Genomic DNA, 24,873 nt, shown 5'->3' with positions numbered 1-24,873 from the left:
ACGGCTGCAATGTGGAGAGCACCTTTTCCTAAGCAAGCTCTCACGGTACGAGTGTAGCGCTAATGGTATCATATTGTTGAGCAGCAATTGACTGGAAACTGTTTATACATCTGAACACTATGCAGCGTTTACGAATTATTCTGCTTATTGCAGCCACAATACTTATCACCGGTTGCACCGTCTCGTGGGACGAGTTGTTAACCAGACCGGTCGCACAGGAGCGACCGGCGCCGCCAGCAACGCGCCTGCCGGCATCAACGGCGACACCTGCACCGGCAGGCGGTGCCGCAACGATGCCGGTATTGACACCAACCCAGGCACCTGTTGCGACGATTGCACCGACACCTACGTTAGCACCACTTGGTCGTGAAGAACGTCTGAGCATCTTTCAAGAGGTCTGGGAGACGGTGCGCGATAATTACCTGTACGAAGATTTCAACGGTCTCGACTGGCAGGCAGTGCGGGCCGAGGTGCAGCCGAAGGTCGAAGCAGCCGCAACTCCGGAAGAGTTTTACGCCATTATGCGTGAGATGATCGCACGGCTAGGTGATGACCACTCGCGCTTCGAGTCACCGCAAGAGGTAGCTGCCCAGATCGCTGAAGCACGCGGTCAGTTGCAGTATGGCGGGATTGGGGTAAGTGTACGCACCGTTGATGAAGGCGGTCTGATTACCAGAGTGGTACCTGGCGGCCCCGCCGATCAGGCCGGTATTCTACCGCGCGATCTGATCGTCGCGGTCAACGGCATTCCATTTAACGATCCTGAAGCCTTCGGGCCGGAAGGGGCTATCGGTGCAGTTCGCGGCTTGCCGGGAACCAGTGTGCGACTGACGATCAAGCGCGGTGACGAAGAACCGCGTGATGTTGAAGTAACGCGCGCTATTATTGACATCGCTATCTTTAATCAAGTCACTGCCGAACGATTAACCGACGATATTGGTCTGTTATACATTCCCAGCTTCTACGTTGACAATGCCGACGCCCAGACGCGTGATGCTCTGACCACCTTGCTGGCCAACGGCCCGTTGCGCGGGATGATCATTGATGTTCGCGACAATAGTGGCGGCTACATTCACGTTATGCGCAACATTATTGCCCTCTTCCACGATGGCGGCAGTATTGGCGCTTCGGTGGGACGGAATGAGCGTGAAGAACAACGGATTCCGCGTGGTCGCACTATTCCCGAATTGACCAGGATTCCGGTCGTGATCTTGATTAGCGAAGAGACGGCTAGCGCTGCCGAGATGTTTACTGCCGGCATGCGTATTCTCCGCCAGGCAACCGTCGTCGGTGTACCCTCTTCGGGTAATACCGAAAACCTCTACGGCTACAACTTTAGCGACGGCTCACGCTTATTGCTGGCCGAGGTAGCGTATCAGTTACCTGATGGAACACTCATCGAAGGTACCGGTATCATCCCCGATGTGCTGATCGAGGCCGAATGGTGGCGTTTCCCGCCTGAACAAGACCCGCAGTTGCTGGCTGCTCAAGAGATATTGAACGCACAACCTTGAGATAGACGGGCACGGCCGACTACGCCCGAGAGCTGGTTATGAACCCGGCAGCCTGCACATGATGTGCAGGTTGTCTATTCAGACCATGAGAGTCGCGACACCTGGCATGGGGAAAGCATAGCTTCCGCACTCGCGGTCTCCGTATCGGCCACCTATACATTCCACCTTGCGCTCTACGTAGAACCTATTTCAAGAAACATGTTATTACAGACAGACTCTATGCTCGTGACGAGCACACCCGGCACCCCCATGACCAGCAGGGTCAATGGCGTGCCATGCCCCGGATCGTGAGCATGGCTGCTGCACTCCAAATGCCACGACACGCGCATGCCGAGCGGGCAAGGCAATCCATTCAGCACGATGGCACCGAAGATGGTCGTCAACCCTTCTCGCTGCTATACCGGCAGACTGGGAACAGGATATGCTATCGTTAGCGATTGGCAAGCATTCATATGTATAGCCGTCTGGGAGCACGACAGCACAGAATACGTTCTAGTCTTGCAGCGCTTTGCACCGATAGATACGATAACAACTGTCGTGGTCTAACCTATCACGCGCTGCGCCATCCTAGCGAATCACCAGCACCGGGATCGGGCTACGTTCTAACAGATCGTGCGTGACATCCTGGAGTGAAATGCGTTGGAGCATGCGCAGCCAGCGACCACCCGACTCAGGCACGACACCGCTGACTTCATGGCTACCGATCACCAGAAGATCGTAGTGCTGTGCTTCATTCACGAGAGTCTCTTCGACCAGACCGTTAAGCACCTGCAAATGGCAACCAACACCCTGTGCGTTGAGTTCTTTCACCAGTCGTCGGAGCATTGTGCCGGTCAATTCGTCAAGTTGCAAGGCAACTTCCTCTGTTAACGGTGAGGCCACAAAACCATCGAAATACACAACCTCTTGCGAAGAAACGTGCAGCACGGTCACGCTGGCCTGAAAAGCACGGGCAATCTGACTCACTAACGGCACACACCGCAACGACTGCTCCCCCCCGGCGCTGGCAACAGCGATCTGCCGAATGGGCGAAGAGGAAACACGTCCCTGCACACGCAGAAATGGTACCGGAAGCGCTGCGAGCAGATTGAATTCAAGCCGCCGCCCGCGAATAAAATGAGGGGGAAATACCGGCACGATGAGCAAATCCGGTTGTTCAGTCTGTACAGCACTCAGAATCGCAGCCGCAAAGGTAGTTTCCTGACAATAATGCTGCACTGGAATGGCAGTGTCGCACTGCAACTGATTGACAACCTCATCCAGATCGTTTTGCCCGGAAACTGTTGTGATGAGCGTCACCCGATGAGCACAGGCCGTAACAAGTGGTGTAGCAAAGGCGAGTAGTGCCGTGCGCTGAGGATTCTGACCAACATAGAGGGCAATGTGCATAACGTATTCACCATCTCACAAACAACAACAACAGTGGTACAACGAGCATGATCCCCAGAAAAGCGATTAAACGCGGCAGAGAACGCACAATCCTCTCCTCCAACCAGAGCAGAACACGGGCAAACCACCGGTAGAACAAAAACAGCACAACCAGTGAGAAAAAGGCAACACAGACCATCTCAACCAGCACAATGGTGAATGCGGCTGCACCACCGACGAGTAACGCCGCAACTAACGTATCAATGAAAGTTGTGATATTAGCGCCCATAATATACGGTAACGCATTTTCGCGTCGAATAACACCGCGCACCGTTAGCGGCACCAGAATCGACAGCGATACCGACACCGAGAGCGTAAATGAGGTTACCGCAGCGCCGAGCAGGAACATCACCCACGGTCGGTAAAGGAGTTGGCCGGCCTTCCCAAACACCTGCTGACCACCGGGAACTTCAGGTATGGCCCGATCAAGCAGACTGAATGCCCCGAGCAGCACCAACGCTCCGACCACTAACAACGACCACTCTGGCAGCAAGCGAACAATCACGGCGACAACGGGATCGATAATCAGATCGAGCACGGAACTAAGCGGACTATCGGCGCTGGCCGGTATAACTCCCACCAACTGTGAACTGAGAAGCCAGTATCCCAGCCCCAATGCCGGCAGATAGATCGCCGCTGTCGTCAGCAGTGACAGCACCCCAATCGCAACACTGGCCGCCCGCCGATGTCCGCGCAGATAGTACAGAAACCCAACAAACAGGATAATAAATGAAGCACCTAGACGTGAGCCGGTGATCATAGTAAAAGTCTGTAACCCATCAATCACACCCGACGCGAAGAAAGAGACAGCCACGGCTGCTACTGGTGATCCACTCAGAAAGATGTAAGACAGCAACCAGCCAAAACCGAGCGCACTTGCCGCAGAACTTATGTCGAGCCAGCCTATCAGCACTCGTCCGTAACCGGCAGCACCGCGCTTGAGCAACTCTAACGCCAGCACAAAGGTAATCAAACCAATAATCGCAAATCCACAACGCTGACAAACTCCCCGCCAATGCCAGCGCAATGTCGTCGAGGATGCTGTTATTAGCGCCTCTGACGTAGTGTCAGCAGCAGGCGTCTCGACCAGGGTTGCCTTTAGGGGCGAGGCAGGTTTTTCGTGCGATGAAGGGTTCATATATTTCCAACATCCAGCTATGAGCGAACTAATAATCTGGTATCATAGCTAGAAATAGCTATTTTGAAAAGAGGAAACCTGGAATGGATCGCAACCTCATTCAGGGCAGAATTGTGCAGATCAATGTGAGTCCCAAAGGCGGTGTACCCAAATTCCCGGTACCCGCCGCCGAAATAACAATCCATGGAGTGCGTGGCGACTACCAGCGTGATCGCGAACATCACGGCGGGCCACGCCGGGCCGTCTCGCTCTACTCAGCTGAACGGATTGCAGCCTTACAGGTGGAAGGGCATCCAATTGCTCCAGGAACAACCGGCGAAAATCTCACCATCAGCGGTCTCGATTGGGCGCAGATTTCCATCGGTGATCGCCTGCTGATCGGTTCGTGGGTCGAGTTAGAAATTACTGAATACACCACGCCCTGCAACACCATTGCCGGATCGTTCCTGCGCGGTCAGTTCACTCGCATTAGCCAGCGGCTCCATCCCGGCTGGAGCCGACTCTACGCCCGGGTTATCAGCGAGGGTGAAGTACGGGTCAATGACCCGGTCACACTTATCAAAACCGCTACATAGGGCATTACGGACGCACAACCAGTACCGGCACAGGGCTGGCACGAATGATTTTATCGGCAACACTCCCCATCACCATGCGCTGCCAGCCACCCTGGCCGCACGTAGCTAGCGCAATCGCGTCAACCTGCAACTCACGACACAATGTCAGCAGCGCCCGTGCCGGTTGATCAGCAGTCCCTACCGCTATATCTGCCGGCACCCCCTGCGCTTCCAGCCTGGTTGCCAGTGCCTGCAAATACGCTTCGATCTCCTGTTTTTGCGCAGTCATATCAGCCTGATCCACACTACGGCGCCGCACCAGGACACGGGCTAGTGTTAAACGAGCGCCATCATGCGCTGCCAGACTCTGTACCGGTGCCAGAACCTGCTCGGCACGCGCCGAGCCATCGAGGGGAACGAGCATGCGTTGCAGCGGTTGCGCAGCCCGCGACGCCGACTCACCCGGTCGCATCAGCCAGAGCGGGGTGTGGGTCAGCCGTAACAACGACTCGGCCACACTTCCCAGCCAGAAATGCTCAAATCCACTCCAGCCGTGCGTCGTCATCACGATCAGATCGGCATTGATCGCCTGTGCATGCGCCGCCAGCGTCTCGGCAACAGCCCCTTCCAAACGGGTAACAACCGTTTGCACACCATTGAAAACCGGCTGAGCAGCAACCTGTTTAAGGTAGAAGTACTCGTGTTCAGCAGCGAGAGAATGCAATTCGGCATCAATTACCGGTAGCGTTTCAATCACAATGGGGGTCAACGAATTGGGATAATGCACATGTACCAGATGCACAGTAGCCTGGAATGCGCGCGCCAGCCGGGCTGCGGCAGCCAACGCCTGCTCGCCAACGACTGAACCATCGAGCGGAACGAGAATGGTACGAAACATGGCGCGCCTCCTTGTCAATTGCACATCAAATAAGGATCATTATGCATTGTCTTTACTCAGACGCAGCAACAAGTTCGACGCAAACTACCAGATAACAATATGCTAACAGGTACGCTCGTAACGCATAATCAGTTATCAAGCCAGGACAAATCTTTACCAATAACAAGCTCATTCATTGTTGCATGGTGTGTATTCTTCATTGGTATTAATCTCGTCTGGAATGCATATTTTTGTGCCATGAGTTTTACTTCTTCAGATTCATCATATGTCATTAAAAAATCCCCTGCAAGTGACTGACACAATTGAAACAAATGCTCGTGATTGATAGAATGATGGTTGTACAATCGTTTTCCCGCCTTCTTTCCACCGGCGGTATACGGTGGATCGATAAAATACACAGCATCGGCACGTGAGGCATACTCGTTCATAACGCACAATCCATCATCGCAACGAAAATCGATTCGATCAACAATACGTTGGAGATCAAGCAACCGGCGAGCAAGCGTCTGGGGATACCAGCGTGAGCCGATTCCCTTCCCATTTTCACCGGCCTTCATAAACCGGGCACCATCAGCTAAAATCCCGCCCCGCAGTGTTCGATTGCGCAAAATTGTCTGAAACGCCCGTTCCCGTTTCGTCGTTGGTACCGTTGCCAGTTCCGCCAGCACAGTCTCCCGTGTCACGGTAAAACTTAGAATACGCTCGACCAGCCATTCCACATCACCCTGAACGATGACTTCCCAGACCGCTGCCACATCAGCGTCTAGTTCTACCATCACGACTCGTTCTACCAACTGCTCAAATAATGCGGTTAAACTAATAATCCCGCCACCAGCAAATGGCTCCACCAGAAGATTCGGTTTTACCGACATACCGGTCATCCATTGACGAAACGTGGGCACAAACCAGGTCTTACCACCCGGATACCGAAAAGGACTGCGTTGTGGCACCGACGCCACATTTACCGGAGCATGTGATTTGGAACGATTATCTAATTCAGGGAATAGTGACACCTGTCGTAAGCCAGCCATGATAGAGACAACCTTTCAGTCAGAGGTTTGAACGGCGTGTCTGCCGTTGCTCATGAAGTTTCGCTTGCAGAAACTTGATAAAGTCTTCCGAACGACCCGGTGATGATGTTGTCATCGCTTGTATAACCTGCTCAAAATCAGTAAATACCTCCGACACCTTCTCCAGGTAATATCGCTCTGTTCCTTCATGAGCCTGTCTATCAGGTACTAAACGGTAAATCAACCAGGCCATGTTTGCATCTTGTGGCGGTATTGACGCCAGTTGTGGTAACGTTTGAAAGAACTGCTCGTCCACTGCAACCGCCATTTTCTTGTTCCATGCCCTAAGAATAGCACCTTTATACATAAGTTGTGGTACAAGCCGTTTCCGTGAAGATGAGAGATAATCAGGACGCGGTACAGGTGTTTCTCCAATCCAATCTCCGACAATATAACCTTGAGGGTCTCTCATATAATGCGCAAAAAAACTGCGAACGTTACCTGAAATGTATACTGCCTGTATCTCAATAGCCCCAAAATCAGTAATCTTTCCTTCATCGTCATAAGAAACCAGTACAACATCAATATTGCCTGCGGATTTACCGAAAGCATCGGGCAGGCGGATTTCAGTCAAAATACTCCACATTACTCCTTCTCTAAAAAAGAATGAAGCGGCGTCGTGAGCAATCAGCCAGTTTTGGCGAAAACGAACTGGACATGTTATGACCGGCTCATTATTATGATAAATAGCGCAAACACCTAGCGGATCGTTAGCTTTATCCTTTGTACACTTACGATCCTGACCTTGAAACGGGCACAACCGCGCCGAGCGACAGCGCACCGCTGCCTCAGATTGATCGGTGACTTGATAACCAAACACCTCAGCCAGAGGCTGTTGGGTCTGTGCCATTGCACTCTCTTTCATCAGCTAACGAAAATCGATCCGCACCAGCCGCCATTGATCACCCTCTTTGAGCAATCGCGCTGAAAAGGGTTGGGTTCCGCCATCGGTATAATTTAGAGTACCGGCTATTTCAGCCGTCGTTTCCTCGGTGTTGGAGCTGATATTGAAGCTGCGCAATGACGTGCCTTCAACTTCACGGAAGAGCTGGCGGTTATTGAAGAGGCGCTCCAAATCGTCGCGCGAAACAGACACACCGCCCGCATCAGCAAAGAGAGCCTCGGCTGCCGCAATATCCTGTCGTCGGCCTGCATCCATAAAATCGCGTACAACCTGCTGAATAGCGGTTGTTTCATCTATGACTCCACTAAACAACTGCCACCCACCAAACGCTAACAGTGCACAGCAGAGCACCAACGACGACAATCCTGCACCAATTCCGATCAACACCCAACGCAGCCTTCCACCTGATTGCGGCTGAGCTGGAGGAGGATAGAGGGTCATGATCATCTCCTGATGCTGTTGCAGTTGACTACGTATATGATAGCAAATAAAACAGTTTCGTCCAGATTGCTTCTGGTGATGGGAAGTTAGGAGTTGATAATTGATGGTGTCTTCTACGCCTGCATAATCACGCCATCACTCATCAAAAGCAGTATCATGGTGGTAGACGAAATTGTGTCGAACAGGTGGCAAAACGGACGCATGGAATATAGCGTGAGGCGATGCCTGCGTAGTAGTAGGGGCGACGCATGCGTCGTCCCTACATACCAGTGCTGTCGTCTAGCGGTGTATCGTGCAGTGTCGGGATTATCGTTGGCTAGTGTGTCATAACTTCTACACAGCCAGATTTGGACCTATGGAGAAACCGCTGCGACCTGCACTTGAGTGTAGGCGGTTGGTGCCGTGACGGTGGAGCAAGCGATTAACGAGTGTGGGCTGGTAGCCCGCCCCACGGTGACAAACCAACGTTGCACGATTACCCGCATGCGTTTACAATCGAACGCGCAGCCGGGTTTTGTAAACAGACGGGAGGCATATGCGCATTGTAGCGATGATCATGGCAGGCGGCGAAGGCACTCGGCTCAGCGTGCTCTCGGAAAAGCGCGCTAAACCTTCAGTGCCTTTCGCCGGTAAGTTTCGCATCATTGACTTCACCCTCTCGAATTGCGTCAACTCTGGCATCTTCGATGTTGCCGTTCTAACGCAATACCGGCCCCATTCACTCAACGAGCATATCGGTATTGGTAAGCCATGGGATCTCGACCGTGCCCGTGGCGGTGTGCGTCTGCTGCAACCGTACCAGGGCCGCCGTGACGAGTCGTGGTATCGGGGGACAGCCGATGCCATTTATCAAAACCTGAATTACATCCAGGAACGGCGCGCCGATCTGGTGTTGATCCTCTCTGGCGACCATATCTACAAAATGAACTATAACGACATCATTAAAACCCACCTCCAAAAACGAGCTGACCTGACCGTGGCGGTGATGGAGGTGCCACTCGAAGAGACGGATCGTTTCGGGATTATGACCACCGATGAACACGACCGTATTATCGAGTTCACGGAAAAACCAAAGGCGCGGGATAAGGGAAATCTGGCCTCGATGGGCATTTATGTCTTCAACGCCGATATCCTGATCCGCCGACTATCCGAGGGTGGGCCGGAAAAACCACGGATCGACTTCGGCAAAGATGTGATTCCGGCTATGGTCGCCGAAGACCGTGTGTTTGCTCATCGCTTCAAGGGGTATTGGGTTGATGTCGGAACAATCCAGTCGTACTGGGAAACGAGTATGCAATTACTCGATCCATCGCTCGATTTCGATCTCTTCGATCCCAACTGGCTCATCCGCACCCGCAGCGAGGAGCGACCACCAGCCAAGATCGGGCCGCAGGCCAAAGTAACCCAATCGATCATCTGCAATGGCTGTACGATCCGTGGCACGGTTATCCATTCGGTCTTGTCGCCGGGAGTGTACGTTTCGCCGGGTGCCATTGTGCGTGATAGCGTCGTCATGAACGATACCTGGATCGGCCCTGGTGCAGTGCTCGACCGGGTGATTGTTGATAAGAAAGTCGTGGTTGGGGCCGGTGCTCGCCTCGGTTTTGGCGACGATCTAACCGTTCCCAATCGAAAACAACCCGATAAACTCAACAGCGGGGTAACCGTTGTCGGTAAGTCGGCTCACATTCCAGCCGGCATCACGATTGGCCGTAACGTTGTGATCAACGCCGACCGCGATGCCGAAGATTTTCCCGCAGGTGATGTTCCATCGGGCGAGACGATCTGACATGCAGAACAGATCACAGCCATCAGGGCTGTGACAATTGCAGATGCCAGACCCGTCAAACGCGCAGTTATCAACGGAGTCGACATGATACGCACACTCGTGATGATTCTTGCCGGTGGCGATTCGCCAGCACTCAGTGTACTTACCGCTGAACGGACTGAGGCCGCAGTGCCCTTCGGCGGTAAGTATCGAATTATCGATTTTGCCCTCTCGAATTGCGTCAATTCGGGCTTATACAACGTTGCCGTCCTGACCCAGTATCGCCCCCGTTCGCTACATGCCCATCTCGGCGTCGGTCGTCCGTGGGATCTCGACCGGGCGCAGGGTGGTTTGCGTCTACTCCATCCATCACCCACGCCCGATGGCGGTGGCTGGCAGCGCGGTACTGCTGATGCAGTGCGCTACAACCTTGATTTCGTTGAGGATCAACAGGTAGATGCGGTTCTGTTACTGGCCGGCGACCACATCTACAAGATGGATTATGGCCCACTTCTCAAACTTCATGCCGAACAAGAGGCAGATGTGACGATGGCAGTCCGCAGCGTTAGCCCGCACGATGCCCACCGCTACGGGATTGTGTCGGTTGGCAGTGATGGCCGGGTTGATCGCTTCGTCGAAAAACCGCGCCGCGCCGACTCTAATCTGGCTTCGATGGGGATTTATGTCTTTCGCAAACAGTTCCTGATCGATCTTCTGCGTTCGACTGATGCCATCGATTTTGGCCGCCATCTGCTCCCGCAGATCGTGAGTAGTGCCCGCGCTTTCGCGTACAATTTCCAGGGCTACTGGGCCGATGTTGGTACCGTACAGGCGTATTACGAGGCAAATCTGGCACTGCTGGCCGAGACACCAGCGCTCGATCTGTACGATCCAGAGTGGGTGATTCACACCGTTAGCTCAGACCGACCGGGCGCCGAAATCGGTGTCCAGGCCCGGGTCGAAAACAGCCTGCTGAGTGACGGCTGTCGCGTGTACGGCACAGTTATCGGGTCGGTACTCTCATCGGGTGTCGTTGTTGCCGCTGGCGCGGTGGTACGCGACTCAGTAGTACTGGGTGATGCGGTGATTGAGGCAGGTGCTGTCCTTGACCGCTGTATCATAGATGAAGGGGTACGCATCGGTGAAGGGGCACACGTCGGGTTCGGTGATGACAATACGCCCAACGCTGAAGCACCAGAACGTCTGAATACCGGGCTAACTCTGGTTGGCTTGAAAGCACAGATCCCGGCAGGAGTACGTATCGGTCGCAATGTTGCCATCAAACCTCGCACCCTGCCGGCTGCATTTCCGGCTGATGGTCAGGTGCCGAGTGGTGCTACCATCTAAACAAAAAACCGGCAATGAGTTAATAACATGTCAGCCATTACCGAACTGACCATAGAACCATCACTACGCTCACGTCTCCAGCAGGGTCATCCGTGGGTCTACCGCAATCACCTGATCGGTGGTGAACGGTTGCGCAGCGGGCAATGGGTACGCGCCCGCTGCGGAGGTTTGACCGTTTACGGCTTATACGACGAGCACAGTCCTATCGGTTTACGAGTCTATAGCCGGAATGGTATGCCAGACCAATCCTGGTTTCGCGAACGAGTCTGGGAAGCCTGGGAGTTGCGCGCCCCATTGCGGGCAGATGGACAGACAACCGCCTATCGCTGGATCTACGGCGAGGGGGATAATCTACCCGGACTGGTGGTTGATCGGTACGGCGATTATGCAGTCATCCAGACTTACGCCGACAGTGTGCAAACGGTGATACCAGCCATTACTTACGCTCTGCGTGCTATTGACCCTGACCTACGTGGTGTGATCCAGCGCCCACGGCAGACCGATGATAAGGATAAGGATGATGGTAAACCAGTGTTATTGTGGGGCGAATGGCCACCCCGCGACCTGGTTGTACAGGAGCACGGTCTCTTCTTCCAGGTCGATATCCTCTACGGCCAGAAGACCGGCCTGTTTCTCGACCAGCGTGATAACCGGCGCACGTTAGAAGGTCTGGTCGCAGGCACCAGAGTTCTTAACTGTTTTGCCTACACTGGCGGCTTCTCGCTCTACGCACTCCGTGGTCATGCCGCCGAAGTCGTGAGCTGCGACATCGGTCGCGGGCTGGCCGAAGCGACTGCCACAAACATAGCGCTGAACGGATTACCCACCGAGCGTCATCGTTTCATAACTGAAGACTGCTTTGCCGTGCTGGATCGCTTTGCCAGAGAGAACCAACTCTTTGATGTCGTCATTCTTGATCCACCGAGTTTTGCCCGTACCCACACCAGCCAGCATGCCGCAATGCGAGCCTATGTGCGGCTCAACACACTTGGATTGCGTTGCGTGACGCCGGGGGGATTACTGGTCAGTGCCAGTTGTACGGCCCAAATCGGGCCAGAACAGTTCCGCTCGCTCCTTGGGGAAGCTGCGGCGCAGGCGCATCGTCGCCTCCAGATCATTCACGAAGCTGGTCATCCATTGGATCACCCGATACCGGCCGGTTTTCCTGAAGGACGCTATCTGAAATACATCATTGCCAGGGTGCAAACGCTGGTGTAGCACCGAAGGGTATGCGAGGCAACCATCACCACTTTCATATTTCATAAGAGTCGGACAGAAACACGCAAGTGGACACAAGGTATCTGGAGGTATCAGCAAGTGCGCACGACCATACACCCCCACCGTGTACAGCCATTCCCATTATTTGCAGCGGATCAAGCACCAGCACGACTCTCCACCAGCGCCAGCACCCAACAGACCATGCGCACAAGTGATGTGCGGGTCGTGATAGTGCATTCCGTCGTGGATGTATGAAATAAGTTGTATGCTATAATTTTGCGCATGCACGTTCTCCAAATTTCGTGGGAGTATCCCCCGCACATCGTTGGCGGTCTTGGCCGCCACGTTGCCGACCTGGCGCCGGCTCTAATCGAACACGACGTGACCGTCACCGTTCTTACTCCGCAACTACGCGGCGGAGAAACCTTCGAGCGCCACGAAAACCTCACTATCTGTCGTGTTGCTGTGCCTCAATTTGACACTGACGATTTTCCCAACTTCGTTGCTCATACCGGACGGCACCTTGAACAGGCAGCGCATGCCCTTTTCCCCGGCGGGCGCCCCGATCTGATACACGTACACGACTGGCTCACCGCCGAAGCCGGGATTGCTCTCAAGCACCACTGGCGCGTCCCACTGATTGCAACTATCCATGCCACCGAACGGGGCAGGGGAAGGGGTTCGCTCAATGGCTATCGCACACAACAGATCAACGATCTGGAATGGCGCCTGACCTACGAAGCCTGGCGCGTGATCGTCTGTTCTCACTTTATGGCCCACCAGATACGTGAATACTTCACGACGCCTGCTGACAAGATCGATGTCATCTCTAACGGCGTTCACCTGCCCCCACCGCCCTTCGCTACCCCTGCTGAATGGGTCGCCTTCCGCCGCCGGTTCGCTGCCGACACTGAAGCGCTGGTGATCTTCGTCGGACGGCTGGTCTACGAGAAGGGTGTACACATTCTCTTAGAGGCGTGGCCGCAGGTCGTAGCCGAAATACCGGCTCGGCTGGTCATTGCCGGTACCGGCAGCGCACTCGATGAACTGAAGGCATGTGCAACCACTCTTGGCGCGACAGTCGAATTTCTCGGCTATATCAGTGATGAAGACCGTAATCGCCTCTATGCTGTTGGTGACATTGCCGTCTTCCCTTCGCTGTACGAACCATTTGGTATTGTGGCCCTGGAAGCATTTGCTGCCGGCTGCCCGGTGATCGTCTCGAATACAGGTGGCCTCGCGGAAGTCGTTCAGCACGAACTGAACGGCCTCGTGGTACCGGCAGGTGATGTCGGAGCACTCGCCCATGCCCTGCTCAACAGCCTGCGTTCGCCTGCCGAGTCTCGCCTGCGAGCGGCTCGTGGCGCAGCCCTCGCCCGTGCTTACTATACGTGGAGTCGTATTGCCGGCGAAGTCAAAGCAGTGTACGATCGAGTCTGGACGGAATGGAAAGCCGGCTCGTGGGGAAAAGAGATTATGCGTCGCACTTGAATATCATCAAATCATGGAGATGTTATGCCAGGCAATACATTTGGTCATGTCTTTCGCGTAACCACCTGGGGTGAGTCACACGGCCCGGCGGTTGGTTGCACCGTCGATGGCTGCCCGGCCGGTCTACCCCTCGACGTTGCCGATATTCAACGTGAACTGGATCGCCGTCGCGTCGGCCAGAGCCGGGTTAGCTCGCAGCGCCGGGAAGCTGATGAAGTGCAGATACTTTCTGGCGTCTTCGAGGGACGTACTACCGGCACCCCGATCACGATGCTGGTATACAACACAGACGCTAAATCACACCATTACGAGAACATCAAAGACCGCTACCGTCCCGGCCATGCCGATTACACGTGGGATGCCAAGTACGGATTTCGCGACTGGCGTGGCGGTGGACGCTCATCGGCACGCGAGACCATCGGGCGCGTTGCAGCGGGAGCTGTCGCCCGCCGCCTGCTGGCAACGTTTGGCATCACGCTTGTCGGCTACACGCTGCAACTGGCCGAACTGCGGGCTGAAGTCTTCGACGAAGCAGAGATCGAGCGCAATATTATGCGCTGTCCCGATGCCCGTGTCGCAGCGCTGATGGTCGAGCGAGTTGATCAGGCCCGACGAGAACTCGACTCACTGGGGGGCATCGTTGAAGTGCGCGCACGTGGTGTACCACCCGGTCTCGGTGAACCGGTATTTGACAAATTGCAGGCCGATATTGGCAAGGCGATGTTCTCTATCCCGGCCATTAAGGGGGTCGAAATTGGTGAAGGGTTCGGGGTCGTGATGTTACGTGGCTCGCAGAACAACGATCCATTTATTCGTCGGGATGATGGTACCATCGGAACTGCATCCAATCATCACGGCGGTATTTTGGGTGGTATCTCCACCGGTGAAGAGATTGTTGTACGCTTGGCCGCCAAGCCACCGGCCAGCATCGCCCAACCACAACAGACCGTTGATCGCGATGGAAATCCGGTCACCATTGAAGTGCATGGCCGGCATGATCCCACCGTCCTGCCCCGGCTGGTGCCGGTAGCCGAAGCAATGCTGGCGTTAGTCCTGGCCGATCACCTGCTCCGTCAACGACTTGCCCGCGTGACGTGGGAGGATAGGAGTGATGACTGATCGGGACGAAACTCCAAGGGTGAGACGCTGGTTACCACTGCTGGCCCTAATGGCCGGCCTGTGCTGGGCACTGGTCATCAGCGTGATCCTCAAGGTCGATCTGATTGGCGAGCCAAACCTCTTCTCGCCGTGGCATCTACTCTTCTACGTCTTAACGTTGGGAGTGGGTATTCTGACGTTCCGGCCGCTGGAAACATGGCTCGAACTTCCTGGTCTGACCATTGAGGGTACCCTTGGAGCTGGCATGTTCCTCATCACCCTTGCCATGGTACCGGCACCTGATGGCACGCTCCTCGATCAATCAGCCGCACCCACCTACATAGTGATGCTGATTGCCGTCTTCCTCAGCGTCGCTGCCATCGTCAGACCGGTGATTGCGGTGTTGAGTCGACGCTGGCTTGCGCTGCGGGCATGGGCACTTGACAACCGTCGGGTACGGCGCGAGGCATACGAATGTGGTCTCTTCGTCGCCGCAGTGTTGGCACTAGCAGCATTGCGAACACTCGATCCGATTAAATTCGTCGCCCTGGCAGTGATTATCGTACTGATTGAAATTCTCCTGTTATCATTCATTGGCGTCGAACCGGCATAACAAACGAAGGAAGAGGTTATGATCCGTATTGCGATTATCGGCATGGGACTGATCGGCACGTCACTGGGCATGGCATTACGCAATGCCGATCCGAAAGAATCACCACTCGGCCCGCTAGAGGTGATCGGTTTTGATCGCGAGCCACGAGTAACCCGTGAATCGCGGGGAAGACTGGCGATTGACCGTGAGGCACGCACACTCGCCGACGCAGTACGGGACGCACAGATCGTAGTGATCGCGACACCGGTGCGTGCAATCCAGGACGTGTTACGCGATCTGGCATCGCACCTGCCTACCGGCGCCATTGTGACCGACGTTGCCAGCACCAAAGTGCAGGTGTGTCAGTGGGCCGCCGGGCTATTGCCGGGAACCGTCGCCTTCGTTGGAGGCCACCCCATGGCCGGACGCGAACAATCGGGGCCGGGGGCTGCCGATCCCGATCTCTTCCGTAATGCGATCTACTGCCTTACCGCCACCAGCACCACGCCAGCACACGCCGTCGAAGCGGTAGAGGCACTGGTACGCACAGTGGGCGCAAAACCGTACTACATCGACCCGGAAGAGCATGATGCCTACGTCGCCGGTATCTCGCACCTTCCGCTACTGTTATCGGTTGGATTGGTAACCGCTACCGGCAACAGCCCGGCCTGGAAAGAGATGGCGCCCCTGGCAGCAACCGGTTTTCGCGATGTATCACGGCTGGCGTCAGGCGATCCCCACATGCAGCGCGACATCCTGCTCACCAACCCGCACGGCCTGACGCGCTGGATCGACGAACTCATCCGCTTCCTGGTAACCGCTCGCGAACAGATCGCAGCCGGCGATGTAGCGGCTATCGAACAGATGCTGGAGCAGGCCAAAGCCACCCGCGACGCCTGGCTAGCCAGCAAACCACACCTGCGACCCGGCGAAGCCGAATTTACTAACCTTCCTACCGTCGAACGACCCAGCCTGATCGGATTTCGCTGGCCGAAGCGTGAGAAGTGAGAGGGAAGCGAGTCGCAAACTATCCTGATCGTAGAAACGCTCCCATGTAACTCGAGTCAATACGCCATCGTATCATTAACCCAAGTTGCCACCTATGCCGTGAACAGGCCGCGTGAAGCTAATTGCCAGGATGAACGGCACGATACTGCGCATAACATCGTGCAGCATACCTGCATGAACGATCTGGGTAGTAGCCAGTTCCCATAAATGCGCTACGTTATGCCTCAAGATGGCAGGTTATGCCCATCCTCTGTGTCCTCTGTGGTGACAAAGGTAGCAACTTGGGTTACCATTATCATTATTGAGACTACCACAAGTAGATTAAAACCTGTGGAGGGATACTATGCAGCTCTCATCCGAAAGCGCATTCGATCATTTCAACCACGTCTACGATTGTGTCAAAACATCTTTTGACGAGTTACGACAAGAGGCGAGTAAACTATTTCGTCATCCTTCAACATCAATCAAATGGCATTTTTTTCTGGTTTTTGCTGCCGTACTTGGTTTCTGGTTTATCATCAGCACACCACTCGCAGATTACCTGATCAACTATTTTTCGATTGACGACTTTAATTTAGACACACCATTTCGCTGGCTCGTGGCTATTGCCGGTTTTGTTATCTGGACGCTTTTTGTTGCCTCTATCTGCCATTATATATATCGTTATCTCAACAAAAAACCATTTCTTTTATTAGCAGGAAACACATTCATACTACCTGCAATACCAATTACTGTTTTAATAATACTGAATTTGATCGCTACTCAAAATATTACCTCTACTCTAAATGATTATATTATATTTTCGATAATATCATTTTTTGGCTGGCTTGTATTATTTGCCATGTGCCTGGTGACAGTCAACATACCTCTTATCATATTTCTCATTTTCTCATCCATGAACAACAATAAAGAAGGTCGTCTCATTCCAAGTTATACACACATTACACGTCATGCAACCAGAAGAATCATGACAGATATTGAAAAGTTCACAACCGTCGACTGGCAACAAGTGGAATGTATCACAAAGTGGAAATTTGATGGTATTAATGGCCGCCTGCAAGCCTTCTCTTTCGGAATTGCCGGGTTTGGCTTTTTAAGTATCCTCGCACTTTTCTTCTCTTCCGAAGAAATCCGGGCATTTCAGGCTCAATTTTGGGGGATAATAGCTCAACTTATGGGCATACCTGCTGAGGAAGAAGCCGGTATCCAGCTCTTAACTGTTCTCATCGGGATCATTGTTCTGCTCGCGTTAATTTACTTCTCTCGCGCTTATGCCGAATTACGATACCTCGAAACAATAGGAATCATTTGCTCCCTGGCCCAACAGCAAGGGCAGCAGATAGTTGCAAGTCCCTTGTTAGCAGAACAAACGATTGCCCATACACAAAAACCTGCAAGCCTCGCAACAACAAATCAACATGCTGCATCCGAAGCAGTTGCTGAGGCTCCATTGACTACCGGGTCTTCGACACCCACACATTCTGTATCAACTGACACCCAGTCTGATTTAGTGACAACGAAAACACCTCCTATCGCTTCCACCAATCTTTCAGCCCCAACGTCTGGAGACGTAGCACCTTCGGATAGGGAACCGGTTGTCCTGCCAGTGCAGTATGCCGAACCATCCGCGTCTGATGATCAGAGACTTAGTTCAGCAGAAGACCCGTCACAGCACCCCTCTAATACGAAATCCTGAAAATCTACCTGAACGTAGTGTGGTGATTTATCAGCACTGAGGATGTCAGCAATCTTTGAGATGGGTTCACGTGACTGAACATCACGCTACCGAAACCATCACATCGATCTCACCGCAGCACATTGCATTAAATCTGGTGTACTAAAAGTTATAACGGGCCATCCAAACATCACCCTGGCATTGTACCTGAGCGCGGATGAGGAGAACCAGCGCAACCGAACTGCGACAACCTGCAAGAGGCTTGCCAATGGTGCTTAAGGGCGGGTATGACATTTGAACGACACCCACCTTTGAGTAAAAGTTAACCTCATTCAGCGTGCGGAAGCCTCGTTTCCGCACACTGCGCTACCCTGCATAAGAAAAGTACAACGAGTACGACAGAACGTGTAGAAGACGGTTTCATTCCCGCTTTATGATCTGAGTTCGAGAAAAAGTGCACAGCTTTGCCACCGAAAAAGGATTGACAACGAACAACATTGTATAGTACACTGAAAAATATCGTTTACGATACCCCTTCTTGCTGCAAGTGAATCGTTTATCGCCTGAGCAGCAAATTGTTGTTTTTGCTAAAATAGCAATTATTCCCAGAACACATGTTTTCTTACATCACGTAAAAAACCCACCAGAATCATAATATGGAGTGCTGTTATGGATAACTTCCGAAACTGGCTCCTACATATTGACGCAACTGATCCGGACACCCAACGGCGCGGTAAGATTCTGGTTTCTCTGAGTGCCGGCGTGGTTGTTGTGCTTTTAACCGTCGGTCTTACCCTCACCCTTATTCAGCCTACGATTGGACGATTGATCAATCTGACGCTGGCAACACTGGTTTTCGTGGTATCTTTTATCCTCGGCAAAAAGGGGCTGGTAACCATTGGAGGCTATCTGCTCATCACCCTGACAACAATTGGGGCACTGAGCGGTGAAATACTTAATCCAACCTCACCATTTAATATGTTTTATCTGGTACCAACAATCTTACTTGCCAGTATTTTACTCAAGCCATACCAGATTTGGATTGTATTGGGCATCTGTCTGGCCGGTATGTTCGGTATCAGCCAACTCATACCACCAGAAATCAGAACCGGAGGCCATCTCAATCCGGCACTGGCACATCTGACAGTCCTGCTCTTCGTAAGCGCTTTTATTGCGTTTATCGGTGCGCAAAGTCTGGCCTCCGCACTCACTGAGGCTAACGAAGCCCGCCATCGGGTTGAAGCGGCCAATCAGCAGCTTGCCGAACTGAACAATTCACTGGAACAACGAGTGGCCGAACGTACCGCTGCGTTACAACATCTCAGTGAAGAGCAACAAGCAACCCTGGCTCGTCTTGAAGAGAGCATTGCTGCACAACGCCATCTGCAACAGACGATAGCCTCTCTATCCGTACCAGTAATACCTGTTCGTGATGACAGCATTGTGATCCCACTGGTTGGTGCCGTCACCACTGAACTGCTGGCACATTTCAACAATACAGCCCTGGAATCTATCGAACGATATGGTGCCAGGATGTTGATTATCGATCTCACCGGTATTGCGCTACTCGACACTCAGGCCGCAGCGACAATTGTACAGACTGCGACGGCAGCCCGTTTGTTAGGTACCGAAACTACGCTGGTTGGCATTCGGCCAGAGGTGGCACAAACGCTGGTGAGTCTTGGCGCATCATTTACCGGCATACGCACCGCCGCCACTTTGCAGGCTGCGCTCTTCACGCAGCAGCGCGGTGGATCGCGGTCAGCAAGGGAGGCACCAGGCACTATTTGACAACTACCTCACGATTTCGTATAATAACGAGGCGTTGAGCGCCCAGGTGGCGGAATTGGCAGACGCGCTAGGTTGAGGGCCTAGTGAGCTAACCACGCTCGTAAGGGTTCAAGTCCCTTCCTGGGCACCATAGCTGGGGCGATTAGCTCAGCGGTAGAGCACCTCGTTTACACCGAGGGTGTCGGCGGTTCAAATCCGTCATCGCCCACCAAATACGGTATAGCAATGTGCCAAGATAGCTCAGTTGGTAGAGCATCGCACTGAAAATGCGAGGGTCGCCGGTTCGAGTCCGGCTCTTGGCACCACAGCAAGGGAAATGCCCGCTCTGTGTACAGAGCGGGCATTGTGGTTTTAGCGACTTGGTGATCAGACTGCAACATTTGTTGTGTACGCTTCCACCGCAATCGCACGTCAATGGCATACGATGAGAGACGACCGTATTTCTGATTGCGGAGGCGATTATGCGTGTACCTGTATCTGTCCAACCAACCAGGTCATTGTTGGATGATCCCCGCATCCGCTGGGGTGGTGGTTTAGTCGCAGCAGTCTGGCTGATTGGTCTCGTCGGTGGCTTGACCGGCCTGAGTGAGTGGCCGGCCCTGGTGCTCTATGTTATAGGTGGACTAGGCGTTGCATTCACCCTGGGACGCACACTCGGCTGGGCAGCCATCGGGGTAACGAAAACGAATCTGCGCTCAGCAACTATTTGGGGGGCTGGAATCGGCCTGGGCTTGATGATCCTCGATTGGGTAAATACCTTTTTCTACTACCGCGGCGGCGGTGAACCAATGGCAGCCATGGAAGCCATTCTGGTCGGCATGGGGCTGCTCTACCTCTTCCCCGTCCTGGTACTGGCAGAAGAGTTACTTTGGCGGGGTGTGTTGCTGATTGCGCTCCGTGAGGCCGGCTGGAATGCACATCTGACCGTTGGATTGACCACCCTGCTGTACGCCCTCAATCATCTGTTTGTCGCACCGGTACCACTGTTTGAGCGCTGGTTGATGGTGGGTATGGCCCTCCCCATTGGGGTAATCGGGGGATATCTGGTGCTACGCACACGCAACGTCTGGGCAGCGGTGTGGGTGCACGGGTTGAGCATTGTGGCAATGATCGCCGACATCTTCATCATTCCTGGCCTGGCACGAGGCTAAGACTCAGTGGTCGTAGGATTGGTCATCGTAGCATCACACCTGCGACCTATCCACATTTTGTGGATAGATGTGGATAGAGGCACAAGATGTAGTAGCTATTGTCTGTGCCGGTTCGCTCATTCTTGTCTTCAGAGAGTAGGGAAGGGAAAGGAAGCATTTCATCATCCAGGCCATACCTCTCAGACAATCCACCGATTGCGTCGGCACTACACCTGAGCCAGGATGTACGGCACCAGACTTCCCGCTGTGCCCGCCGTGAGATCACTCACTGGAGGGGACACCGGTTCCAGGCGTAGTCGCCCGTGGCGCATTGGTTTGGAGTGCGGAAGCCACGCTTCTGCATTCGCCGTGCTTGCGTTCAGCCACGTGGTGCAGTAGTCCCTCTGCCGACAATGACAATGACGAGCAATTGTATCGCACGCAGCCGGCCCACCCGTCAAGCGATATAGTGCGTGAGAGGTGGCGTGGGTCGCAGGGATACGTAGGGCAGGCTGATGGGATTCAGGTGACGTTGATGCACCGGCGCGAACCGGAAGTCTGCTTGATAGGAAGTGATACCAGTGCTGCACTACCAACCCAGGGGAACGCTGTCTCGTTACCAGCTTCTCGACGACAGGATGAACCTCATCACCATCGACCCGTAAGTCGCACCCTACCGGCAACATTCACTCCTGTTCTGCATCTGGATCAATACCCAAAGCACGTAACCGTGCCGCTAACCTCTCAGCACGTTGGCGCTCTTGTTCGGCCCGCTGATGCTCCTCTTCGGCTCGTTGGCGCTCTTGTTCAGCCTGCGCCTGCAACTCCACAAAACTCAGAAACGGACGCCCGTCCGGCCAGTACAACTGCATACCGCGATCCGTTCGCTTAAATGTGATTCCCAGACGCGGACTGACCCAGCCATCAAGTTCGTTGATCACCCGCAGCCGGCCATCAATCCGTTGCCAGCCGCTCATATCACCGTGCTCCGGATCGTACAGGTAATACTCTTCTACCCTGTAGATGTCGTAAAACTCCTGTTTTGCCGCCAATTCGGTCAGCGTATTCCCCGGTGACAAGACCTCGAATACGACCTGGGGCGCAATCCCGTTTTCTTCCCATTGGCGATACGACCCGCGATCTCCTTTGGGACGGCCAAACACCACCGTGACATCGGGCGCTCGCCGAATATCAGGACGGCCTTCAACCGGATACCAGAGCAGATCACCTGCCACGAACACATCGTCCCGCCCACGGAAGATGGCATCGAGATTCTCCTGAATGGTGACGATTACCCGGAATTGTCTGGTATTGTCAGCGATTGGCATGCCGTCACTATCGGGGTAGACGATGGCAGGCACAACAGCCGGCTGCTCGCTCATCATCCATCTCCTTATACCGAACACTTGTTCGGCAATTATACAGGTACTTTTGGTGATTGTCCAGTATCTGCAACACTGGAAACTATCATTCATTGCAGACAGACTACATAATCGTGACGAGCGCACACGGCATCCCTGCGAGCAGGGCAAACGGTGTGACACACGTCTGGCACGAAGCGCGGCTGGTGCGGCAGTCAGGCCACCGTACTCCAAATGACGCGATACGCACATGACAGGCGTGCAATGCAACCAAATCCAGCATATGCTTGCACAACCGGAGCTGTGCTCTGCCAACGGGCAGGAGCAGGGGAAGCTGTCTTCGATGCTTGGCAAGCGTGCACGCACTTGTGCAACAGTCTGGGAGCACGATAGCACAGTTGTTTTGAAATATGTTCTACTATCCGGCAACGTTACCTTCGACCTGGAGGCAAATAATCACCCGGCTCCAGGCTGCAATGCCGATCATTAGACTGTGGTAGCGCGGGGTATTCTCTCGCCAGCCTACCAACGTTGCACAACTACGCCAGCTATGCTACACTAATAGAGCCGATGGCCCGGTAGCTCAATGGATAGAGCAACGGTCTTCGGAACCGTTGGTTGGGGGTTCGAGTCCCTCCCGGGTCGCCAGATCGCCCGACGCCATAAGCGTCGGGCGTGTATCTCTAGTGGCCAGAACGACACTCGCGGCACAAGGAGGTGTGCGATGCCGTTTTATCAGCGTCTCGGTCAGGTTCCTCACAAACGCCATACCCAGTTCCGTAAACCCGATGGTAAGCTCTACCGCGAAGAGGTGATGGGACTGGAAGGGTTCCACGGAATTCAGTCAATCCTCTATCACCACTTTCTACCACCACGGGTGCTCCGCACCGAGCTGATCGGTACAGCTAAACCAACGTATGTCGATTTCGGCCCGATTCGTCACCGTGCATTTGCCACCGCGAATGTGCCTGCCGGTGGTGATGCAGTGAGCGCCCGCGTTACCCTGCTCGGTAATAACGATGTGACGATTGGGATTAGCCGGCCAACGGAAAGCATGACCTTTTTCTACCGCAACGCTCAGGCGTATGAGGTCTGGTTTACGCACGAAGGCAGTGGTGAATTGCTCTCGCAATTTGGCCGCTTGCCCTTCAGCGCCGGCGACTATCTGGTCATTCCCTTCGGCACTACCTGGCAAATGCGGCTGCATGAGCCGGCACGGTTCCTGGTGATCGAGTCGGCCAGCCAGATTGCGCCACCCAAACGCTACCGCAATCAGTTTGGGCAACTGCTCGAGCACGCCCCCTACTGCGAGCGCGACATCCGTGGCCCAAGTGAATTGCTCACGTTTACCGACACCGGTGAGTTTGAGGTGCGGATCAAGGTACGTGATCAGCTCACCCGCCATATTCTTGATCATCACCCCTTCGATGTGATTGGCTGGGATGGCTATCTCTATCCCTGGGCTTTCTCGATTCACGATTTTGAGCCGATTACCGGACGGATTCACCAGCCACCACCGGTACATCAGACGTTTGAGGGACACAATTTTGTTGTCTGCTCATTTGTGCCGCGATTGTTCGATTATCACCCGGAAGCAATTCCAGCGCCGTACAATCACTCAAACGTGAACTCCGATGAGGTGATCTATTACTGCGACGGCAACTTTATGTCACGTCGTGGTATCGAGCGCTGCGATATTACGTTGCACCCTGCCGGGTTGCCTCATGGCCCTCAACCGGGGAGTACCGAAGCCAGTATCGGTGCGAAAGAGACTCACGAGCTGGCAGTGATGATTGATACGTTCTATCCACTGCACCTGACCGCAGCCGCACTGGAGCTGGAGAAAGCCGGGTATATGGATTCGTGGAGTGTTGGCGGGCCGGAGGGTTAGGCTGTACCACAGATCGCAAACCACCGGTACCCAACGCAACGTTACGTCTATCTGGTGATCTGGCAGTCTATCAGGGACTGGTGTGCAATCGTGTGGCTGCCCGGTATCTTTAACCGGCAGCCTGATCGCCACCGGATGTAAGCGGGAGTAACCTGGTCTGTGGCACAGAACGGTGGGCGCGGCAGCCATGCTGCCGCACGCCAAAGAGGTTCCGCCCGCTGTCTTTAACCGGCAGTCGTATCGCCTTCGGCATGGGCGGGCGTGATTATTTCGTGAAAGCTGTGCTATCGTTCGCCCAGACTGTTGCCCAGACGTATGCACGCTGGTCAATCACCACCGACAGCCTCCCTACGCCTGGCTCGTTGGCTGTGCGCAGCTCCGATCGTGACACCACTCGTCGGATTGGTTGGCTTGCCCGCCCGGCATGCGCGTGTCGCGCAGTGTGGAGTACGGCAGCCATGCTGCAGCAGCAGCCGTGCTCACGATCCGGCGCGTGGCACGCCGTTGACCCCGCTGGTCACGGGAATACTGGGTAGAGCGGTACGATCAGAGAGTC

20 protein-coding genes and 4 tRNA genes are annotated in these 24,873 nt (G+C 54.1%); 17 read left to right on the top strand and 7 right to left on the bottom strand.

The window, feature by feature from the left end:
• Positions 1–119 precede the first annotated feature (119 nt).
• Positions 120–1,514 (top strand): S41 family peptidase, encoded by a 1,395-nt coding sequence (locus VAE57_RS07620; RefSeq protein ID WP_322821284.1) that lies wholly within the window; start codon positions 120–122, stop codon positions 1,512–1,514.
• Between the two features lie 567 nt (positions 1,515–2,081).
• Here the strand turns inward: VAE57_RS07620 and VAE57_RS07615 are convergent.
• Positions 2,082–2,903: a universal stress protein gene (locus VAE57_RS07615; protein WP_322821283.1), complete on the bottom strand. Its 822-nt coding sequence runs from the start codon at positions 2,901–2,903 to the stop codon at positions 2,082–2,084.
• A gap of 7 nt (positions 2,904–2,910) precedes the next feature.
• Positions 2,911–4,080, bottom strand: coding sequence for a hypothetical protein (locus tag VAE57_RS07610; RefSeq protein WP_322821282.1), 1,170 nt, complete (start codon positions 4,078–4,080; stop codon positions 2,911–2,913).
• An 83-nt stretch (positions 4,081–4,163) separates the two neighbouring features.
• On the opposite strand from VAE57_RS07610, the gene VAE57_RS07605 reads away from it, so the two are divergent.
• Positions 4,164–4,655, top strand: a complete 492-nt coding sequence (locus VAE57_RS07605; protein ID WP_322821281.1) for an MOSC domain-containing protein — start codon at positions 4,164–4,166, stop codon at positions 4,653–4,655.
• A 4-nt stretch (positions 4,656–4,659) separates the two neighbouring features.
• Here the strand turns inward: VAE57_RS07605 and VAE57_RS07600 are convergent, their stop codons facing one another.
• The 4 genes from VAE57_RS07600 to VAE57_RS07585 all read right to left on the bottom strand — a co-directional run bounded on the left by VAE57_RS07600 (position 4,660) and on the right by VAE57_RS07585 (position 7,947).
• The gene (locus VAE57_RS07600; protein ID WP_322821280.1) at positions 4,660–5,532 is read right to left on the bottom strand and encodes a universal stress protein; all 873 of its coding nucleotides are present in this window, start codon (positions 5,530–5,532) and stop codon (positions 4,660–4,662) included.
• 128 nt (positions 5,533–5,660) lie between these two features.
• Positions 5,661–6,563: a DNA adenine methylase gene (locus VAE57_RS07595; protein ID WP_322821279.1), complete on the bottom strand. Its 903-nt coding sequence runs from the start codon at positions 6,561–6,563 to the stop codon at positions 5,661–5,663.
• Between the two features lie 19 nt (positions 6,564–6,582).
• On the bottom strand, positions 6,583–7,452 hold the full coding sequence (locus VAE57_RS07590; protein ID WP_322821278.1) for a NotI family restriction endonuclease: 870 nt from the start codon (positions 7,450–7,452) through the stop codon (positions 6,583–6,585).
• A gap of 18 nt (positions 7,453–7,470) precedes the next feature.
• Positions 7,471–7,947: a hypothetical protein gene (locus VAE57_RS07585; protein WP_322821277.1), complete on the bottom strand. Its 477-nt coding sequence runs from the start codon at positions 7,945–7,947 to the stop codon at positions 7,471–7,473.
• A 535-nt stretch (positions 7,948–8,482) separates the two neighbouring features.
• Here VAE57_RS07585 and VAE57_RS07580 point away from each other — a divergent pair.
• The 13 genes from VAE57_RS07580 (at position 8,483) to VAE57_RS07520 (ending at position 21,086) form a co-directional block, all read left to right on the top strand.
• The gene (locus VAE57_RS07580) at positions 8,483–9,736 is read left to right on the top strand and encodes a glucose-1-phosphate adenylyltransferase (protein ID WP_322821276.1); all 1,254 of its coding nucleotides are present in this window, start codon (positions 8,483–8,485) and stop codon (positions 9,734–9,736) included.
• An 84-nt stretch (positions 9,737–9,820) separates the two neighbouring features.
• On the top strand, positions 9,821–11,062 hold the full coding sequence (locus tag VAE57_RS07575; RefSeq protein ID WP_322821275.1) for a glucose-1-phosphate adenylyltransferase family protein: 1,242 nt from the start codon (positions 9,821–9,823) through the stop codon (positions 11,060–11,062).
• A 27-nt stretch (positions 11,063–11,089) separates the two neighbouring features.
• On the top strand, positions 11,090–12,280 hold the full coding sequence (locus VAE57_RS07570) for a class I SAM-dependent rRNA methyltransferase (protein WP_322821274.1): 1,191 nt from the start codon (positions 11,090–11,092) through the stop codon (positions 12,278–12,280).
• A gap of 282 nt (positions 12,281–12,562) precedes the next feature.
• Positions 12,563–13,771 (top strand): glycosyltransferase family 4 protein, encoded by a 1,209-nt coding sequence (locus VAE57_RS07565; RefSeq protein WP_322821273.1) that lies wholly within the window; start codon positions 12,563–12,565, stop codon positions 13,769–13,771.
• A 24-nt stretch (positions 13,772–13,795) separates the two neighbouring features.
• Complete coding sequence (gene aroC / locus VAE57_RS07560; RefSeq protein ID WP_322821272.1) at positions 13,796–14,890, top strand: chorismate synthase; 1,095 nt, start codon at positions 13,796–13,798, stop codon at positions 14,888–14,890.
• Positions 14,883–15,482 (top strand): hypothetical protein, encoded by a 600-nt coding sequence (locus VAE57_RS07555; protein WP_322821271.1) that lies wholly within the window; start codon positions 14,883–14,885, stop codon positions 15,480–15,482. Before aroC ends, VAE57_RS07555 begins: the two co-directional genes overlap by 8 nt.
• Before the next feature lie 18 nt (positions 15,483–15,500).
• The gene (locus tag VAE57_RS07550) at positions 15,501–16,469 is read left to right on the top strand and encodes a prephenate dehydrogenase (RefSeq protein ID WP_322821270.1); all 969 of its coding nucleotides are present in this window, start codon (positions 15,501–15,503) and stop codon (positions 16,467–16,469) included.
• 343 nt (positions 16,470–16,812) lie between these two features.
• Positions 16,813–18,165: a hypothetical protein gene (locus VAE57_RS07545; RefSeq protein ID WP_322821269.1), complete on the top strand. Its 1,353-nt coding sequence runs from the start codon at positions 16,813–16,815 to the stop codon at positions 18,163–18,165.
• Positions 18,166–18,813: 648 nt separating this feature from the next.
• Complete coding sequence (locus VAE57_RS07540) at positions 18,814–19,935, top strand: STAS domain-containing protein (RefSeq protein ID WP_322821268.1); 1,122 nt, start codon at positions 18,814–18,816, stop codon at positions 19,933–19,935.
• Positions 19,936–19,975: 40 nt separating this feature from the next.
• Positions 19,976–20,065 (top strand) — tRNA-Leu (locus VAE57_RS07535).
• A gap of 6 nt (positions 20,066–20,071) precedes the next feature.
• A tRNA-Val gene (locus VAE57_RS07530) sits at positions 20,072–20,146 on the top strand.
• Positions 20,147–20,164: 18 nt separating this feature from the next.
• Positions 20,165–20,240: transfer RNA gene (locus VAE57_RS07525), tRNA-Phe, on the top strand.
• Positions 20,241–20,396: 156 nt separating this feature from the next.
• Positions 20,397–21,086 (top strand): CPBP family intramembrane glutamic endopeptidase, encoded by a 690-nt coding sequence (locus VAE57_RS07520; protein WP_322821267.1) that lies wholly within the window; start codon positions 20,397–20,399, stop codon positions 21,084–21,086.
• A 665-nt stretch (positions 21,087–21,751) separates the two neighbouring features.
• Here VAE57_RS07520 and VAE57_RS07515 read toward each other — a convergent pair.
• Positions 21,752–22,447 (bottom strand): Uma2 family endonuclease, encoded by a 696-nt coding sequence (locus tag VAE57_RS07515; protein WP_416208437.1) that lies wholly within the window; start codon positions 22,445–22,447, stop codon positions 21,752–21,754.
• Positions 22,448–22,998: 551 nt separating this feature from the next.
• Between VAE57_RS07515 and VAE57_RS07510 the strand changes: the two genes are divergently transcribed.
• Both VAE57_RS07510 and VAE57_RS07505 read left to right on the top strand, forming a co-directional pair.
• Positions 22,999–23,074: transfer RNA gene (locus tag VAE57_RS07510), tRNA-Arg, on the top strand.
• Positions 23,075–23,150: 76 nt separating this feature from the next.
• Positions 23,151–24,317 carry a homogentisate 1,2-dioxygenase gene (locus VAE57_RS07505; RefSeq protein ID WP_322821265.1) on the top strand — a complete coding sequence of 389 codons (1,167 nt, stop codon included), beginning with the start codon at positions 23,151–23,153 and terminating at the stop codon, positions 24,315–24,317.
• Positions 24,318–24,873: the final 556 nt, after the last annotated feature.

It is taken from the genome of Chloroflexus sp., from assembly GCF_034434295.1.
Classification (GTDB): Bacteria; Chloroflexota; Chloroflexia; order Chloroflexales; family Chloroflexaceae; genus Chloroflexus.
This window is presented reverse-complemented; position numbering and strand designations above follow the sequence as displayed.

What these genes read in the sequence shown, in the direction of transcription:
- VAE57_RS07620 (WP_322821284.1), top strand. Translation starts at nt 120, where the DNA reads ATGCAGCGTTTACGAATTATTCTGCTTATTGCAGCCACAATACTTATC.
- VAE57_RS07615 (WP_322821283.1), bottom strand. Translation starts at nt 2,903, where the DNA reads ATGCACATTGCCCTCTATGTTGGTCAGAATCCTCAGCGCACGGCACTA.
- VAE57_RS07610 (WP_322821282.1), bottom strand. Translation starts at nt 4,080, where the DNA reads ATGAACCCTTCATCGCACGAAAAACCTGCCTCGCCCCTAAAGGCAACC.
- VAE57_RS07605 (WP_322821281.1), top strand. Translation starts at nt 4,164, where the DNA reads ATGGATCGCAACCTCATTCAGGGCAGAATTGTGCAGATCAATGTGAGT.
- VAE57_RS07600 (WP_322821280.1), bottom strand. Translation starts at nt 5,532, where the DNA reads ATGTTTCGTACCATTCTCGTTCCGCTCGATGGTTCAGTCGTTGGCGAG.
- VAE57_RS07595 (WP_322821279.1), bottom strand. Translation starts at nt 6,563, where the DNA reads ATGGCTGGCTTACGACAGGTGTCACTATTCCCTGAATTAGATAATCGT.
- VAE57_RS07590 (WP_322821278.1), bottom strand. Translation starts at nt 7,452, where the DNA reads ATGGCACAGACCCAACAGCCTCTGGCTGAGGTGTTTGGTTATCAAGTC.
- VAE57_RS07585 (WP_322821277.1), bottom strand. Translation starts at nt 7,947, where the DNA reads ATGACCCTCTATCCTCCTCCAGCTCAGCCGCAATCAGGTGGAAGGCTG.
- VAE57_RS07580 (WP_322821276.1), top strand. Translation starts at nt 8,483, where the DNA reads ATGCGCATTGTAGCGATGATCATGGCAGGCGGCGAAGGCACTCGGCTC.
- VAE57_RS07575 (WP_322821275.1), top strand. Translation starts at nt 9,821, where the DNA reads ATGATACGCACACTCGTGATGATTCTTGCCGGTGGCGATTCGCCAGCA.
- VAE57_RS07570 (WP_322821274.1), top strand. Translation starts at nt 11,090, where the DNA reads ATGTCAGCCATTACCGAACTGACCATAGAACCATCACTACGCTCACGT.
- VAE57_RS07565 (WP_322821273.1), top strand. Translation starts at nt 12,563, where the DNA reads ATGCACGTTCTCCAAATTTCGTGGGAGTATCCCCCGCACATCGTTGGC.
- aroC (WP_322821272.1), top strand. Translation starts at nt 13,796, where the DNA reads ATGCCAGGCAATACATTTGGTCATGTCTTTCGCGTAACCACCTGGGGT.
- VAE57_RS07555 (WP_322821271.1), top strand. Translation starts at nt 14,883, where the DNA reads ATGACTGATCGGGACGAAACTCCAAGGGTGAGACGCTGGTTACCACTG.
- VAE57_RS07550 (WP_322821270.1), top strand. Translation starts at nt 15,501, where the DNA reads ATGATCCGTATTGCGATTATCGGCATGGGACTGATCGGCACGTCACTG.
- VAE57_RS07545 (WP_322821269.1), top strand. Translation starts at nt 16,813, where the DNA reads ATGCAGCTCTCATCCGAAAGCGCATTCGATCATTTCAACCACGTCTAC.
- VAE57_RS07540 (WP_322821268.1), top strand. Translation starts at nt 18,814, where the DNA reads ATGGATAACTTCCGAAACTGGCTCCTACATATTGACGCAACTGATCCG.
- VAE57_RS07520 (WP_322821267.1), top strand. Translation starts at nt 20,397, where the DNA reads ATGCGTGTACCTGTATCTGTCCAACCAACCAGGTCATTGTTGGATGAT.
- VAE57_RS07515 (WP_416208437.1), bottom strand. Translation starts at nt 22,447, where the DNA reads ATGAGCGAGCAGCCGGCTGTTGTGCCTGCCATCGTCTACCCCGATAGT.
- VAE57_RS07505 (WP_322821265.1), top strand. Translation starts at nt 23,151, where the DNA reads ATGCCGTTTTATCAGCGTCTCGGTCAGGTTCCTCACAAACGCCATACC.